The organism is Priestia sp. MDV22-iso46 (assembly GCF_058629175.1).
Map to the genome: position 1 here is coordinate 109,137 of NZ_JBZVWT010000008.1, position 14,580 is coordinate 123,716.

At 33.8% G+C, this 14,580-nt stretch carries 22 protein-coding genes; all 22 read left to right on the forward strand.

Features of this window, described 5'->3' with window-relative positions; translation table 11 throughout:
* Positions 1 to 2,870 precede the first annotated feature (2,870 nt).
* Positions 2,871 to 3,746 (forward strand): GP88 family protein, encoded by an 876-nt coding sequence (locus AC4NPH_RS25600; protein ID WP_491939174.1) that lies wholly within the window; start codon positions 2,871 to 2,873, stop codon positions 3,744 to 3,746.
* A gap of 58 nt (positions 3,747 to 3,804) precedes the next feature.
* Entirely contained in the window at positions 3,805 to 4,149 is a 345-nt protein-coding gene (locus AC4NPH_RS25605) for a hypothetical protein (protein ID WP_491939176.1), read from the forward strand.
* A gap of 22 nt (positions 4,150 to 4,171) precedes the next feature.
* On the forward strand, positions 4,172 to 4,585 hold the full coding sequence (locus tag AC4NPH_RS25610; protein ID WP_491939177.1) for a hypothetical protein: 414 nt from the start codon (positions 4,172 to 4,174) through the stop codon (positions 4,583 to 4,585).
* Positions 4,586 to 4,614: 29 nt separating this feature from the next.
* Positions 4,615 to 4,848: a hypothetical protein gene (locus AC4NPH_RS25615; RefSeq protein WP_491939178.1), complete on the forward strand. Its 234-nt coding sequence runs from the start codon at positions 4,615 to 4,617 to the stop codon at positions 4,846 to 4,848.
* Positions 4,848 to 5,144, forward strand: a complete 297-nt coding sequence (locus AC4NPH_RS25620; RefSeq protein ID WP_491939179.1) for a hypothetical protein — start codon at positions 4,848 to 4,850, stop codon at positions 5,142 to 5,144. The genes AC4NPH_RS25615 and AC4NPH_RS25620 overlap by 1 nt, the downstream gene beginning before the upstream one ends.
* Before the next feature lie 5 nt (positions 5,145 to 5,149).
* Positions 5,150 to 5,374, forward strand: a complete 225-nt coding sequence (locus AC4NPH_RS25625; protein ID WP_491939180.1) for a hypothetical protein — start codon at positions 5,150 to 5,152, stop codon at positions 5,372 to 5,374.
* A complete protein-coding gene (locus AC4NPH_RS25630) occupies positions 5,371 to 5,613 on the forward strand; it encodes a hypothetical protein (protein WP_491939181.1) in 243 nt (80 codons plus the stop codon). Before AC4NPH_RS25625 ends, AC4NPH_RS25630 begins: the two co-directional genes overlap by 4 nt.
* Before the next feature lie 137 nt (positions 5,614 to 5,750).
* Positions 5,751 to 6,155 carry a hypothetical protein gene (locus AC4NPH_RS25635; protein WP_491939183.1) on the forward strand — a complete coding sequence of 135 codons (405 nt, stop codon included), beginning with the start codon at positions 5,751 to 5,753 and terminating at the stop codon, positions 6,153 to 6,155.
* Positions 6,156 to 6,190: 35 nt separating this feature from the next.
* Complete coding sequence (locus AC4NPH_RS25640) at positions 6,191 to 6,640, forward strand: hypothetical protein (RefSeq protein WP_491939185.1); 450 nt, start codon at positions 6,191 to 6,193, stop codon at positions 6,638 to 6,640.
* Positions 6,641 to 6,730: 90 nt separating this feature from the next.
* On the forward strand, positions 6,731 to 7,153 hold the full coding sequence (locus AC4NPH_RS25645) for a hypothetical protein (protein WP_491939186.1): 423 nt from the start codon (positions 6,731 to 6,733) through the stop codon (positions 7,151 to 7,153).
* Positions 7,154 to 7,237: 84 nt separating this feature from the next.
* Entirely contained in the window at positions 7,238 to 7,915 is a 678-nt protein-coding gene (locus tag AC4NPH_RS25650) for a hypothetical protein (protein WP_491939187.1), read from the forward strand.
* A gap of 62 nt (positions 7,916 to 7,977) precedes the next feature.
* Positions 7,978 to 8,385, forward strand: a complete 408-nt coding sequence (locus tag AC4NPH_RS25655; protein WP_491939188.1) for a structural protein — start codon at positions 7,978 to 7,980, stop codon at positions 8,383 to 8,385.
* A 116-nt stretch (positions 8,386 to 8,501) separates the two neighbouring features.
* Positions 8,502 to 9,788 (forward strand): DUF262 domain-containing protein, encoded by a 1,287-nt coding sequence (locus tag AC4NPH_RS25660; RefSeq protein ID WP_491939190.1) that lies wholly within the window; start codon positions 8,502 to 8,504, stop codon positions 9,786 to 9,788.
* Between the two features lie 128 nt (positions 9,789 to 9,916).
* Positions 9,917 to 10,492, forward strand: coding sequence for a hypothetical protein (locus AC4NPH_RS25665; RefSeq protein ID WP_491939191.1), 576 nt, complete (start codon positions 9,917 to 9,919; stop codon positions 10,490 to 10,492).
* Positions 10,489 to 10,833 carry a hypothetical protein gene (locus AC4NPH_RS25670; protein ID WP_491939192.1) on the forward strand — a complete coding sequence of 115 codons (345 nt, stop codon included), beginning with the start codon at positions 10,489 to 10,491 and terminating at the stop codon, positions 10,831 to 10,833. The genes AC4NPH_RS25665 and AC4NPH_RS25670 overlap by 4 nt, the downstream gene beginning before the upstream one ends.
* 44 nt (positions 10,834 to 10,877) lie before the next feature.
* Positions 10,878 to 11,390, forward strand: a complete 513-nt coding sequence (locus AC4NPH_RS25675) for a defense against restriction DarA-related protein (RefSeq protein WP_491939193.1) — start codon at positions 10,878 to 10,880, stop codon at positions 11,388 to 11,390.
* 1 nt (position 11,391) lies between these two features.
* Entirely contained in the window at positions 11,392 to 11,628 is a 237-nt protein-coding gene (locus AC4NPH_RS25680; RefSeq protein WP_491939194.1) for a hypothetical protein, read from the forward strand.
* Between the two features lie 40 nt (positions 11,629 to 11,668).
* A complete protein-coding gene (locus tag AC4NPH_RS25685) occupies positions 11,669 to 11,950 on the forward strand; it encodes a hypothetical protein (protein ID WP_491939195.1) in 282 nt (93 codons plus the stop codon).
* Positions 11,951 to 12,077: 127 nt separating this feature from the next.
* Complete coding sequence (locus tag AC4NPH_RS25690; RefSeq protein ID WP_491939196.1) at positions 12,078 to 12,716, forward strand: hypothetical protein; 639 nt, start codon at positions 12,078 to 12,080, stop codon at positions 12,714 to 12,716.
* A gap of 26 nt (positions 12,717 to 12,742) precedes the next feature.
* The gene (locus AC4NPH_RS25695; protein ID WP_491939197.1) at positions 12,743 to 13,027 is read left to right on the forward strand and encodes a hypothetical protein; all 285 of its coding nucleotides are present in this window, start codon (positions 12,743 to 12,745) and stop codon (positions 13,025 to 13,027) included.
* Positions 13,028 to 13,135: 108 nt separating this feature from the next.
* Positions 13,136 to 13,390 carry a hypothetical protein gene (locus tag AC4NPH_RS25700; protein WP_491939198.1) on the forward strand — a complete coding sequence of 85 codons (255 nt, stop codon included), beginning with the start codon at positions 13,136 to 13,138 and terminating at the stop codon, positions 13,388 to 13,390.
* A 150-nt stretch (positions 13,391 to 13,540) separates the two neighbouring features.
* Positions 13,541 to 14,569 carry a hypothetical protein gene (locus AC4NPH_RS25705; protein ID WP_491939199.1) on the forward strand — a complete coding sequence of 343 codons (1,029 nt, stop codon included), beginning with the start codon at positions 13,541 to 13,543 and terminating at the stop codon, positions 14,567 to 14,569.
* Positions 14,570 to 14,580: the final 11 nt, after the last annotated feature.

Consider the following 14,580-nt stretch of genomic DNA (forward strand, 5'->3'; position numbering starts at 1 on the left):
GGGTACATAGGTACTTTTCTGAAAATTCAGACAGTGTTTTTGTGGGAAATACGCCCCTATGCCTGTCGTGATAATATGCATTAGTCCGACACCCACACGAGCCAGCACGACACCAGCGCAAAACAGGCACGTACCCACCCATTACAGAATAGTCTGACAATTGTATGAGCATGTATATTCTCGCATACGTGCATGTATGCATGCATACTCACGAGGCTTTGTTTTTGTGGCTGACAAACAGTCACCAGCTTTACAGCTACAAGGCTTGTCGGTATATCAAACAATATGGCGTGTGTGCAGGTGCTTATTCACCACTATGCATGCATATTCACCAATCATTCACTTATTCTAGTCTGCTGCAAACCTAGTTAAACCCTACGATACCAACACTTCAAGTCACTATACACCTTTATTCATCACCACACTTTATGTACTATCTTATTCACTCTTCACTTTCTCCAATACACCCACGCATACACATGCACACGTAAATACCACAAACTCACGAATAAGTCAACACTTATTTATCACTATGTATCACTCATTCATCACCACTCACTCTTTATGCATAGTCTATGCATGCTCAACAAAGGTTATACAAGAATCTTTAGAATCTAATAAAACGTTGATATAACAGCATTCATTCATCATTAGTCATGTGTCTTCTCTTGGTCTCTTGTCTCTTGTCCTTTATGCATCATCAATGCTTACTCATTAACCATCATCAATCACTCATCATCATTGATACATCAATGCTTAACACTATGTATGTATACTATATACTATGTACTATATGCATGTATGTATATACACTATCGTGTATGCACACTACTATCTATCTAGTACTACTACCATATATTACCAGTACCATACAGATTATGGATTTTATATTTTTAGATATAGTGCTATTATACGCATACCCATTAAGGGTATAGTAAAGCCTTATATAGCAAGCCTTCATAGGGTATCTTAGCACCCTTCTATTAAGCTACCTAGTACCCACTTGTACACCCTATCAAGCCTACTCCCATAAGGCTTTTCAATACCCTGCATAGTACCCTTGTATAACGCCCTATATAGGGAGGGTATATAAGCCCATATAGAAAGACTTTATACAGAAAAGGAATATGAAAACGTTTACAATCCCATTAAATCAATAAAGAAAGCGCTTTCAAAGAATCCAATTTTTATTTTCTCTATTCTTTTTCTAGTTTACATAACGCCATTTTTCACAATCTTTATTTAATCACTCCATAAACCCTTTAACCATGCTCATTGTAAGCACTTACATAGTATGTGAATCTATAATTCATCTCCTAGAATATGGTAGTTTTTAGGGTGTCTAATTGTGAACATTAATTGAATAGTCTGACAATTGAAAATTACGCTTTCATCCTTGGCGCTCTAAGGCTCAGCCCACTTTCTAATTGTGAACACACTTTTTCAACTTTATTTTTCGCCATTTTTCGACACTCATTTTTTTAACACTTTTTTTCGATTCTTGAATCCCTTGGTAGAGTAGGGGAGAAAGTACTTATCCACACCCTCCAAAACAGCTTTTTAAAATTTTTTTAAAATTCTTGATTTACTTGACAATATCAATACTTTTGTTCAACCTACAGCCCCAAGGCTTCAAGCTACTTTTTTTACCTCCAAATTTTTTTTAATTTATTTTTATCGAGTCGTTGAATTTTAGTAGTTGTCCACAGGGTTTTTACGCCTTTTTTTAACTATTTTTTGATATTCTTATCGAATCGCTGAAATCCCTTGTGGCTCTAAGCGTGAAGGCTCTTCGAATGGAGAAATTTGATCGTGTTTCTACTACTAAATTACGTGTATGCGTGTTACGTGAAAATCCAGCCTGAAAACTAGCTTCAAAATTTGTTCTCAAAATTAGCGTTTTGAGGTTGTACATTTTTCAAATACATTATACATTTATCTCAGGCAAACGAGACACAGCAACAAACGAACAAGAACAATATAACACATGATACACACGAGCGATTGAACATCGACTCTCTATCATATATGTGTGTGAGGGATTGCTGGAAAACAAACTTTAACAAAAGTATTGACAAACTGCTGAACATCGTTTAATCTAAAAGAGTCCCACACAGCAAGACAGGGACTTGGAAGGAATTTCCTTCTCGCTAACTTCCTAAGTATCATGCAAGAACAAATCCTTGAGCCTGTACGACTGACCAGCAAGTAAAGTGGCATATGGTGAGTATAGGAGAATCGGGTGAGCATGAACTCGCTTCACGGTTGTTAGTCCGTTGAAAATTTCTTCAAACAAAAGTATTGACAAGTCGAAATGGCTTAGATATACTGAAAGAGTACCAAGCAACACGGTACGCTGGCAGTAATTACCAACTGTATCCAGTAAAGACGCTCACAAGCACATTTGACCGATACGCTACATATTTTTTTGCGGTAGTTACTCAACAGGTAATATAGTAACAAATTAGTTTTGTACCACGAAAATTCCATAGGGTTAACAAGTTGAACAAGCCTCAACTATAAAAGGATGTTGCGAAATATCTTGGCTCACTGGTTCTACGATGAGAGAAGGCTCTCTAGAATGCAGTGCTCAGGAGTGTAAAATGCCTCCAGCGAGTACAGGTTTGACTGATGTGAAACTGCCACGTAAAGTGCGACAGGTAACTGGGCAACTATGGGACACGAGTTCTATGGAGTGAACAGAATTACTACACCATGCAGAAACCTTGAAAGCCACTAACTGTGCAAGCTTTAAGCTTGTAGCACTGGCAAGAAATTAAGTACCATTTGGTGCTTAATTCGAGCATCTAACTAGAGTAGATATTGGAATTAATCACTAAATACTAAACAATGAATTGGAGAGATTTATAATGAAAAATGTACAAGTAACTGTTGAAATGAAGAATTTAACTATAGTAGGTATCGTTGAGCGTGTTGAACTTCCAAACGTTTACATCTTGGCTGGCTCTGATATCTACAAATTCCACGTTGACGAACTAAAATTCGATAACGAAAACATGAAGCAAAAATTCGAGAAATTATATAAAACTAAAATCAAAATGAGTCAAGTTAAAATGGGTTTAAGTGAAGGTAATAAGAAGTTACAAGATAATAAAGTAGTTGCATTCTATCAATGGAATATAACATCTGTTATATCATGTCCATTCCGCACTGAAATGTGTGAGAAAGCTTGTTACGCTCTGAAAGCTGAGCGCATGTATCCAACTGTTAACGCTCGTAGAATTTCAAACCTAGAGTTCTCTAAGTCTGAACGCTTCGTAAACACTATGATTGACCAAATAGAATTTGAATTGGCTCGTAAAAAGAATCAAGGCAAAACAATATTCTATCGTATACATGAAGCTGGTGACTTCTACTCTTATGAATATCTATTAAAATGGCATGAAATTGCTAAACACTTCAAAGGCAATAAAAAAATTGTTTTCATGGCTTACACAAAATCTTTACCATTCGTAAAAACACTTTACAAAAACGTGGGAAAAGAAAATGTTAACATCACATTTAAGTCATCAATTTGGGACGACACAAAAGAAAAATTCATTAAAATGACTGATGAACTAGGCATGAGCGTGTTCACAGCAGTAGATAAAGGAACGATGGAAGAAAAAAATTACTTTGCTTGTCCTTCTTCAGAAGCTTTCAAAGGCACTGAAAAAGAAAAAGACTGTGGTCAATGTAAAGTATGTTACCTTGCAGAAACTAACGTAGCTATCGAGATTCATTAATCTTGGTAGCTTAAACAAAAGTATTGACAAGAAAAATAAAATTGAAGGCGGAGAAAAAATGACAACTACAATTACTAAAGAAATGTTAGAAGAAGAAGGCTTGAGCGTAGGACACTATTACAGCGAAAGTATTTACATCTTACAAGATGGCACACTGGTTGACGGTGGTTTTGACTGTGGTATTAGGTCTGTTGAACATCGTGAAATGGAATTGTTTAGCGAATTCGATAGATATGATGGTGATAAATTTTGGAACGATATCATGCACACAAAAGGCTTGCTGATGGTTATTCCTGAAAAAGAAAAAATAATGATTCATCCTGACTACATGCCAACTGAAGAGCAGAAAAAGATAATTATAAAAATGGTTTCGTGTAGCTTTACAGTAGATTTATTCAAATAAATTATGAAGGTGGAGAAAATAAATGATAACAAGTTATAAAGGTAGAACAGTCAAAGAAGGTCAAAAGGTATCTGCATTTTGGAATTTACATCACCATGTATTTAGCTTGCAAAGCAATGTAACTGAAGAGGGAAAAAGAAAAACCTTAGTAATATCACATTGCAATGGCGTAATACTTAAAGATGTATCGTTTGTAGTTCGTAAGGCTGGGCGTGAGAGAGTTTTAAAAGAGCGACAAAAAAATATTCATGCATTCGTTAAAGGTGAATTTGTAGGCGAGACAGATTTTTTACAAGAACTAAGCATTGGCGCTGGCATGCGTGAAGCTTATTACAATCCATTTAAACAAGATTGTTTCACAGATAAAGAGACAGGCGCAAAATTATTTGGTGCTGAAATAGTTATCTTAAAAGATAGAAAAGTATTTTACAAATAAAAAATAAACTATATAGGAGAGTGTTTTAAATGTCAGGAACTACAACAGTAATTAAAGAGGAAAGAAATTCAAAAGGATTTGTAAAGCTTAGTAAGAACGAAGGTTGCATGATGATAGGCAGAGGCAATTGCCTTACAGTATGGGGAAACATTGGAGGCGTGGGAATGTTTACACTGTCTTATAAATTAGATGATGAAGAGACCGCAGAAAATAAATTCAAAGAGTATTCAATAGTATTAGCAAGCAAGGGAGGCGTTCAATAATGGCTAAGAAAGCAGATGCAAAAACAAAGAAGCAATATGAAGCAGTGATAAAAAAGATTCAAGATAAAGGGTTATTAATGAATGGAGAAATACTTGAGAAGGGTTACTTCTCTATGGCTGTATACAAGACGCAGGAAGAAATAAATTCCCTCTATTGCTGTATTACATATTACGAAGATGAAAAACCTTACAACGTAGAATTCTTTGATAATCGTAACGATATTTTCGAAGAGTGTGGAACATTTAAAACACCAGCAACAGCATTAAATAAAATTACAAAAAAATTAGGAGCGTGAGCAAAATGATTTTTAACAACGTAGAAATGACAGTAGAAATGAAAGATTTAAAGTATATGACAGTGGCAGAAATAAATATTATTGAATGGATAACAGCACTTGAAATAATAGAGATTCAAGGTTCAATAGTGTTAGCTATACACGAACTAGAAATAAAGCGTAAAGCAATAATACAGAAGCGAAAAAATATAATAGACATGGCAATGCATGAATTAATGGAGGTGCTATGATGAACTTAAATTTCATACCTAAAAAATATCAAGCTGTATTAGATGAGGTTTATAAAGATTCTGATGGTTGGTGGGCTTATACTAAAGAAGGCTACTTCTTTGAAGCTATGGAATGCCACACAGCGCATGAATACACGCAAGTAGAATTAATGAAAGTAATAAGAACTATAAGACCATGTACATGTAAATCATGTGAAGAGGCGAGAGAAAATAATAAGGGAGTTGTTAAAAATGGCTAGATGCACGTTTTGTGGAAATGAGCAAGAAGATGTAAATACAAGGTATGTCCAAGGATATGAAATCCTTGAGACATGCACAACATGTGAAGATGAAATTATTGAAGGCTAAAAAATAAATTATATGGGAGATGTTTTAAATGTTTAAACAAAAAATAATCAATACTAATTCAATGGTTAAATTTATTTCGGAAGCATTAGGTGAAAAATTAGATAAGAATAATCGTGAGGAGGTTAAAGAGTTTAAAAAGAAAATAAAGCAAGCTTACAAGAGAGAATTTCCAAGCAGAATAAAAAGAAGATATCCTAAGCACTTTATAAACAAATTTCACTTTGCAGATGAGCATGGAGAAAATTCTACAACAGTAATAATATTCGAAAATAAAAAAGGTGTCATGGAAGGTATACACGCTAACTTAAATGTGCAAGGTGATAGTAACTATTATGATTATTCACCAACTGGATTATGGTTTTCAAGTCCAGCCAAGATATATGAATTCAAAGAAAGAATCGTATATGTACAACATTCTACACTTGATTGTTAATCACGAAAAAATAAATTATATAGGAGATGTTACAAATGGCAGTAAATAGAACTTGGGAAGAAGCTTTAGAATTAAACAGAATGATGAAGGCTCAACGCATGGAAAGAATTAAAGAAATAATGAGTGAAAGATATCCTGCAGTTAATATAGATGAATGTGTAATGAGAGATGATTTCATAGAGACAAAGATATTTCCAAATGGTAGAGAGTGTTACATAGTTAAATCTAATATAGCAGTGCGTGTACAAACTTTACTTGGTAGTTACTTAGCTGAGGAAAATAAATATCTTGTGATTGAAGAGCCAGCTTATACAACACTCATAGAGGATGAAGGCTCTTATGTATGGATCAGGAAGTTTTGGACAAGTACAGGAGAAAAAATAAAAAATGTAAAGATGTACAGAGAAACAAAAGAAACGTCCAAGGGTAGATACATAACACTGGACAGAAGAAGAGTTTATTTAAATGAATTGCCGAAACGCTAGAAATAAACTTTCTAGCGTCATCGCTTGGTGATGCTTGCGGTCTGACGATGGCAGTCAGTAGTTAAACAAAATGTATGGGAGATGGTATAAATGGCAAAGGCGAAGAAAAAAATTAGATGGAGACCATGGGTAAAGGTTACGTTTGGTCTAATGGTAACAGCGTTAACAGTAGTAGTTGTAACTCAAGTTTATGAAGCGTTTGGAACTTTTGCATCTGATGGAAGAGATTATAAAGAGGCGCAAGAAAAAACTTACCCTGACGTACTACACGCTGTTGTAACAACGTCTGTAAATGGTTCTACACATATTACATTCATTGAAGATTTAGGCAAGCCTGACATGGAAATAAAGGCTGAGAAGAGCCATGTAAAAGGAAGAATCTTAACAGTAGCATTTGATAGAGATGGTAACATCGATACGACATATTCAACTAGTGAAAGCGCAGTAAAAAAACTTAAAGAAAAATATTCTACGCAGTACAAGATAGTCATGGATAAATTCTATGATAATTAATTATTGACTATTTACTATATAGGTAGTATAGTAATAAATGTGTTAAGTGAAGTGAAAATAAAAAAATATTGGAGATGAATTGAAATGAAAAAAATTAAAAAAGTTTTAGCAATAGCAATGATAGCAATGGGATTAACTGGAGGAGTTACACAAGCACAGGCGCAAGAAAAAAATTACACGACTGATGTATTCATGGTTCAGTATTTAAATGAAGATGGCATGCTGGAAGCCAAGCCAGTTAATCCAAAACATGATGGTGGTTATCTATTAGATAATAAATATGAATTAGGTGACATCGTAGAAGTTACATACAATAATGATGATATTATCGAAGAGCATAAACTAACTGGTAAAGAACTTGAAAAGGTTGAGAAAAAATTTGAAGGCAACATTGATGCATTAATGGATGAAGGCGAAAAAATAACACAAGAGGGTAGCGTAGCAACAGATAATTATATGATTCAAAATATCGATAAAGATGGATGGGCAACAGCAAAAATAGTTTCTGATTACTTCACAGGTCAAGCAACATTCAAGGTAGAAAAAAATATGTCATTAGGCGATATCGTAAGCGTAACATACAATGATAATACAGGTGATATCATTGAATATCATGAAGTATCTGACGATGTAAGATTTGCATTAATGGGTGTAGATGCTTATATGAAAGTAATGAAAGAAATTATGAAGGATGGTAAACAAACAAAAGATTTAATCATGGCTGAGGATGGAACTTTTGTAGATAAAGACTTCAATAAATAATTAGTTAACTGCTCGTAATTTGAACGATAAAAACCAAAAAAATAATAAAGGAATTGATAAAAATGAAAAAAATAATAACTTTACTGCTAACAATCGGGATTTTATTCACTGGAACAACTGGAGCATTCGCAACATCAAAAGCTGGCATTTCAGCTAATACAACTAAAATAAATCACTATCTCAAAAAAGACTTAAGCATAAGTATTAAAGTAAAAAATGATAACAAATATGAGATGGGAGTAGAGTTACAACCACAGAAAAAAATCAATGGTAAATGGGTTGATTTAGATTGGTATGATTATGACTTCTACAAACCTGAGCAAAAGATAGCGACACAGCACAGTATCAAGGCTGAGTACAAAAATAAAAAAGGTGAATACAGATATAAAGTGACAGCAAATAAGTTTGATAAAGATGGATTTGAAGTGCGTCAAGGCGTGTTCTACACAGGAATTTTCAAAATAAATTGATAAATCGTTAAAATAAATTATTGACTGTATGTATAGGGTAGTGTAACATTGATAGTGTGATACCTGTATCACTGAGCAAGGATTAAAAAATTAAAATCTAAAGGAGTTTGGCGAAAATGAAAAAATCAAGAATGAACTGGACAGTAAAAAGATTTATGAAAGAACAATCAACTGGAAATGTACAATTTAGTTACCCAATCCAACGTGCTGGTGAACAGTGGGACAAGTTACAAAAATCTTTATTGATTCACTCAATCGTTGCAGATTTTCCAGTACCTGCGCTATATGTAATTACTGAGGAAGTGGACAAGAAAACAATCTTCCAAGTACTTGATGGTAAACAACGTTTAACAAACATTCGTGACTTTATGACAGGAGAATACTTCTTACACGAAGAAACTCCTTCTGTAATGATAGATGGAAAAAAAGAAATTCTTGCTGGTATGACTTTTGATGAGTTGAGCGAGGATGCACAAGATGCTATTAAAGATTTTACATTAGATTTATTCAAGATAGAAGAAGCGACAGATGAAGAAATTGAAGACATGTTCTATCGCTTAAATAATGGTACTCCATTATCTAAACAACAAAAAGCAAAAGCTAAGATGGGTAGAGATTGGGCAAATAAAATTCAAGACCTTGTTAATCATGACCTTGTTAAAAATAAAGCTTCATTCACACCACTTCAAATGCGTAAGGCTGACCATGAAACAGCATTGTTACAAACTATGATGTTAATTGATGAAAACCACGAATTAAAAAGTATTGCATCTAATGATGTATTTGAATACTCACAAACATTCAAAGAAGACGCAGAAAATAAAGAAGCGATCGTGAAGAAACTTGTAGATGTAATGGATTATATTGATAATTCATTCGAATCAAAAGAACCTGTGTTATTGAAGAAGGTTCACTTCCCAATGACAATTCTAACTGCAATGAAGGCTAAAGAAAATAAAATTTCAGAGTATAAGTTTGGAGATTGGAGAACAGAGTTCAAAAAATCTCTTAAAGCATCTGATGAAGATATCCAAGCTGGTGCAGTTATTCCAACTGATTATAAATTATTTGGTGGTGCTGGTTCAGTTAAGAAAGAAAAAACACTTGGTCGTGTAAAATCAATGCAAGAGCATCTTGATAAGTATGTAAGCAAAAACAAAGTTGCTACAAGCCCTACAAAGCCTGTAGAAGAGCCAAAAGCTGTAGTTAATACTCAACCATCTAAAGATGAGAAAAAACCTGTAGAGGCTAAAAAAGAAGAGCCTAAAGCACAGGTTAAGGTTGACGATAAAAGAAAAGCAACTAACGAGAAAAAAGAAACACCAGCTAATAAGCCAGCAGGAACAGGTAAGGCACAGCAAGTGAAAAAAGAATCAAGTAAAGAAAAATCTACAACAGCGTAAAAATAAATTACTCACCTTGGAAAGTTCTGAGGTGAGTATAATATATAGAACAGGGCAAAAGTATTGACAGTAAGAAATATTTATATATAATTGGTAATACATACTAACTGAGGAATGGAGTGGTTTTAATGTTTAAGAAGAGCACGATAAAAACTCAAATTTGGATGAAGGTTCATAGTATTTGGAAACTGATTTACAAATTGGAGTTCTCAGAAAAACATTCTGAAAGAGTTGATGAGATAAGAGAAAGTGAAATATTAAACACTCTATGGAATATTGGCGATAAAAAAACTGTTTACCAAAAATATAAAAAAGATGAACTATTTGAACTGTTAGAAGAGGCAGGAAAAATATTAGATGAATTAGAAGAGATGGAAAAAGAAGTTCAAGTATACGTGGCTGGTGGCGTTGAGTTCGCAGACTATGAAGAAGTAGTTGGAGTATCATACATCAGAAAAAGTTTTTATTGGAGCACATTCTTAAGAACTGTGCATGGAGCATTTCATAAGCCGATAACATTCATGGTTAGGAAAACAAATGAAAAAGAAATGAAAATAAAAGAGAACTGGAATCTCGAAGTTATGAAAGAAACATCTGATTATTATAAATGTTTGATACCAGTTGAAGACCAAATAAAAATGTCGTACAAGGACGATGTTATAATTATGGTATCTGAAGAGAAATGGAGAAAAATAAAATCGTGATATTAGAAGCAACTAGTTTAGTAGAGTTCGTATATGAACACCTGATAAAAAAATCTAAACACAAATTCGTGAATATAGATGATGTGTCAGAGTTCTTGAAGAAAAAACTTAAAGATGACTACACAAGTGAATTATCAATACAAGTTAAGAATGAGTTAAAGGATCATGAGAAGCTTGATTTCTTTCGTGAGGACACTTACATCGAAGAAAATAAATATCATTACTGCACTGGAAACTGGCTTGCTGTAAAGGGTTTATATGATAATCCAATACAGGCAAAAAATAAACTAGGGTGGTACGCATGGCAATCAACAGAAGAGATAGATTGGAGCGATGTCTAATCTATCTCTTACATAGAATATATAAATATTGGAGGCTGAAATAAATGTCAAATGTACAATATGAAAAAATAACTGGTTCAATCAGCAATATGCGCAAAGGCTACAAAAATAGAAGGGATGAAGTGGTAAAAGAATTAGTTGAAAGTATAAAAGAAATTGAATTAAGTGTAGATTCAATGAAGGATAAGAATGAGCAAGATTATTTATATCTAGGTATCATCAAGCTACACATGGAAAAAATTCATGAGTTACAGTCTAAGATGGAAGTACTAGATGACCTTAAAGCTTCTCAAATATTAATTGAAAAGAACTTTCCTATAGAAAGACTTTCTACAGAATTAGGAAGCAGTGAAAATAATATTTACTGGTATACATATAGACATCGTGGTTTCAGCCTAGGATGCCAGCCAAAAGATTTTATCAGACATGATGAGAGTGTTGGGAAGTTTGGTGCAACAGCATATAGAAGACCATTGACTCATGACGAGTTAGTAGAATATGAAATGCATTTATATAAGGTTGAAGAAGGAAATAATCCTGCAGAGTGGGTGAAATGAAATGCCAAACTATAAAGATAAATTTGTTGGAATTAAAATCTATGGATTCTGTAATGGTTACTTTGGTAGAGATTCATATGATGACAAAATAATAATTGCTAGTGGTGAGAACTGGATTGTAGCTAAGAGTGAACATGAAGGAGACCTTCCTGAATTCGCTACATTCGATAATGCAGAAGAAATGCAAGAAATGATTGAAAAATGGAAAATCGATGAAGATGAAGAAGAGTTGTTTTAATTAATGAAATCAACCTTTTATTAGGATAGGAGAATATATTATGAAGATTAGATTAAACCTTTTAGCGCAGGGTTATTCAACAATTTCAGATAAGATAATAGATAATTTTGGAGAATTTGTCTCTCGCTCAAGAATAGGCGAGGAATTGCACGTAGGCGACATTGTTCTTTTAAAAGATAACAAAGAAGCAATTGTTACTAGAGATGGCATCTATAGCAGAAAAATGATTGCTGATGGAGTACATGTAGATAGAATTGTAAAGAAGTTTACCTCTTTGGAAGTTGGAGATATTTACTTAAAAGGTTTAGTAGAAATTATCTAAAATATTTTTGTGTAAATGGGCATAAGGATGGAAACTTTATGTTGACATCCCTCTTTTTTCCCATGTATACTTAATACATGGTATAGTAAATTACTAGGTTATTAGTAAATGGGAAAAGGGGAGAAAAATGATGACAGAGAGAAAAAAGAAAAAAGGTCTTGTTATCGGAATTGGCGTTGGTATTATTGCTGTATTGTTAACTGGTGTGGTTTCTTATGACGCTGGTGTAGATAGTGTTAAAACAGAAATTAAAGGCGCTAAGGTTGATTATAATGAACTAGTTGATACATATAATTCAACGCTAAAAGATTTGAAAAAAGAAGATGCTAAGCTTCAAGATAAAAAAGATGAAGTCCAAGAAGCTATGGCACTGGTTGAGCAAAAAGATGAAGTAGTTGAAAAAATTTCTAAGACAAATAAAGAAGTGGATGAAAAGAGAGCAGAGTCTTCTTCTTTAGATGATGAGATAAAGAGTAAGCAAGATGAACTATCAAAGATTGAAAAAGGCATCAAAGAAAAAGAAGGCGCACCAATTACATTAAATGCTGGTGAATATATTGTTGATAAAGATGTACCTACTGGTCGATATAAAGTCACTAATATTGGTCGAGGAACTAACTTCCAAGTATTTGATTCAAGTGGCTCAGCAGTAGTAAATACTATCCTTGGTAATGGCGATATTGGTCGAGGAGACTATGTATTTTTTGCAACAGAAAATACTTTAATCAAGACTGCAGGAGCAGTAAAACTAATTCCTGTAGAATAATTAATCAATCATCGGAGGAAATAATCATGGCACAAGTTACATTAAAAAATGAAGTAGGCGTAGCAAAAGAACTTAAGGTAGGATTCTCTTGGACAACATTTTTCTTCGGAGGTTGGGTTGCAATGTTCCGTGGTCAGTGGGGAGAAGTATTAAAATGGTTCTTCTTAAATCCTATTACAATAGGTATTTGGGGAATTGTTCAATGCTGGACAGCGAATAAAAAAACTATCGTACACCACATGGAGAAAGGCTACAAGCCAGCAAGTGACGTAGATACAAACATTCTAAAAACTAAAGGAATCATTGCTTAATTAATCCAAAGGTTGTCAATTTAATCGTTGACAACCTTTTAAAAAAAGATTTATACTAAACAAGTAATATAGTAATTAACTAATATACATATGTCGGAGGAATTAATAATGATTAAAATCGAGCGCACATATCCAACAGCAGTACAAGTAGAAGCAGGAGACATCTTTTATGTGGAAGGAACTGAAACTTATCTTCAACTATTGGAACTAGAAGATAAATTTGCATTACTTGACCTGTCAACATCATCTATAACTTCAGCATCAATCAATTGTGAAATTCATGCAATTAACCATGTGAAAAAACATTATGGCGAATATGAGTTAATTAAAAGTTCTCGTGTTACCTTCAAAATTCGTGACTGAACTAAAGTATTGACAATAGTAATGATGTTAACAAAGACAGAAAATAAATAATATTCTGTGAATAAGTTGACATCCTTTGGTAAAGATTATATACTGTAACCATAAGTTACTAAGTTACTAACAAATGAATTAAGTAGGAGGTCATTACACATGAGTAATGCAGGAGAAAGATTTAAAGAGATTTTGGCGAAGCTAGAAGCAGAAGAGAAGCGTAAGAAAGATGTTGTTGCTCCAATAAATTCTATTCGTGTAAATCCTGATTTCACATTTGAAGGCGCAGATTTTGGAAAAGCAAAATTCACTGACCATGCATTTGGTCAACTTTGTAACACTGTTTACAAGTATCCATTACCACCTGAATACTTTAAAAATGTTTTTGAAGATGATCCCGAATGGTTTGCAATTCAATTAAATCGTCATCTTGAAAAAGGAAAGAGCCTTGAAAGAAAATTCCGTACAATAGGAAATGATGGAGAAGGCAATCATGATGCACTGGTTCGAGGAGTTGTTTCAAAGAACTTTATACCATACGACAACTTGGATACGTTGAGTGTATTTGAAGATGTAGCTAGGTCAGGAAGAATTCCTGAGTTCGATTTAAAGATAGGTGATATCAATGACAATAGAATGTTTCTAAGATTTATGTTCCCTGATACAGAACGAAATTTTGGTAGGTCTTATGATGGTCAAGACGATAGAAACTTCGTAGCACTAGACTTAATCAATAGTGAGGTAGGATTAACTTCTATCATGGCTAACCCTTCAATATACAGATTGATTTGTACTAATGGAATGGTAGCTAAGGAAGCTGAATATGGCTGGTACAAGCAACGTCACATTCATATAGACCCATTACAAGTGAATATGGATTTAAGAAAGTCAATTGTACATGGCATAGAGATGGGAAAAGATATTCTAGGTAAGTTTGGACAGGCTCGTCAAATAACAGTTCAGAATCCATATGAAGAAATAACTCGATATGGTAAGAAGGCTAGACTATCTGAGAAGATGCTGAAGACTGTTAGAGAGAATTACGACATAGAGGCAGATAAGAGTCTCTTTGGCGTAGTAAACGCATTTACAAGGTGTGCGAGAGACCTTAAGAGCATACAAGCTAGAATAGATTTAGAGAAATTTGCATCAAAAGTACTAGATGAAGGTTTAAAGCAAGCAATGTAAAAGGAGTAGTG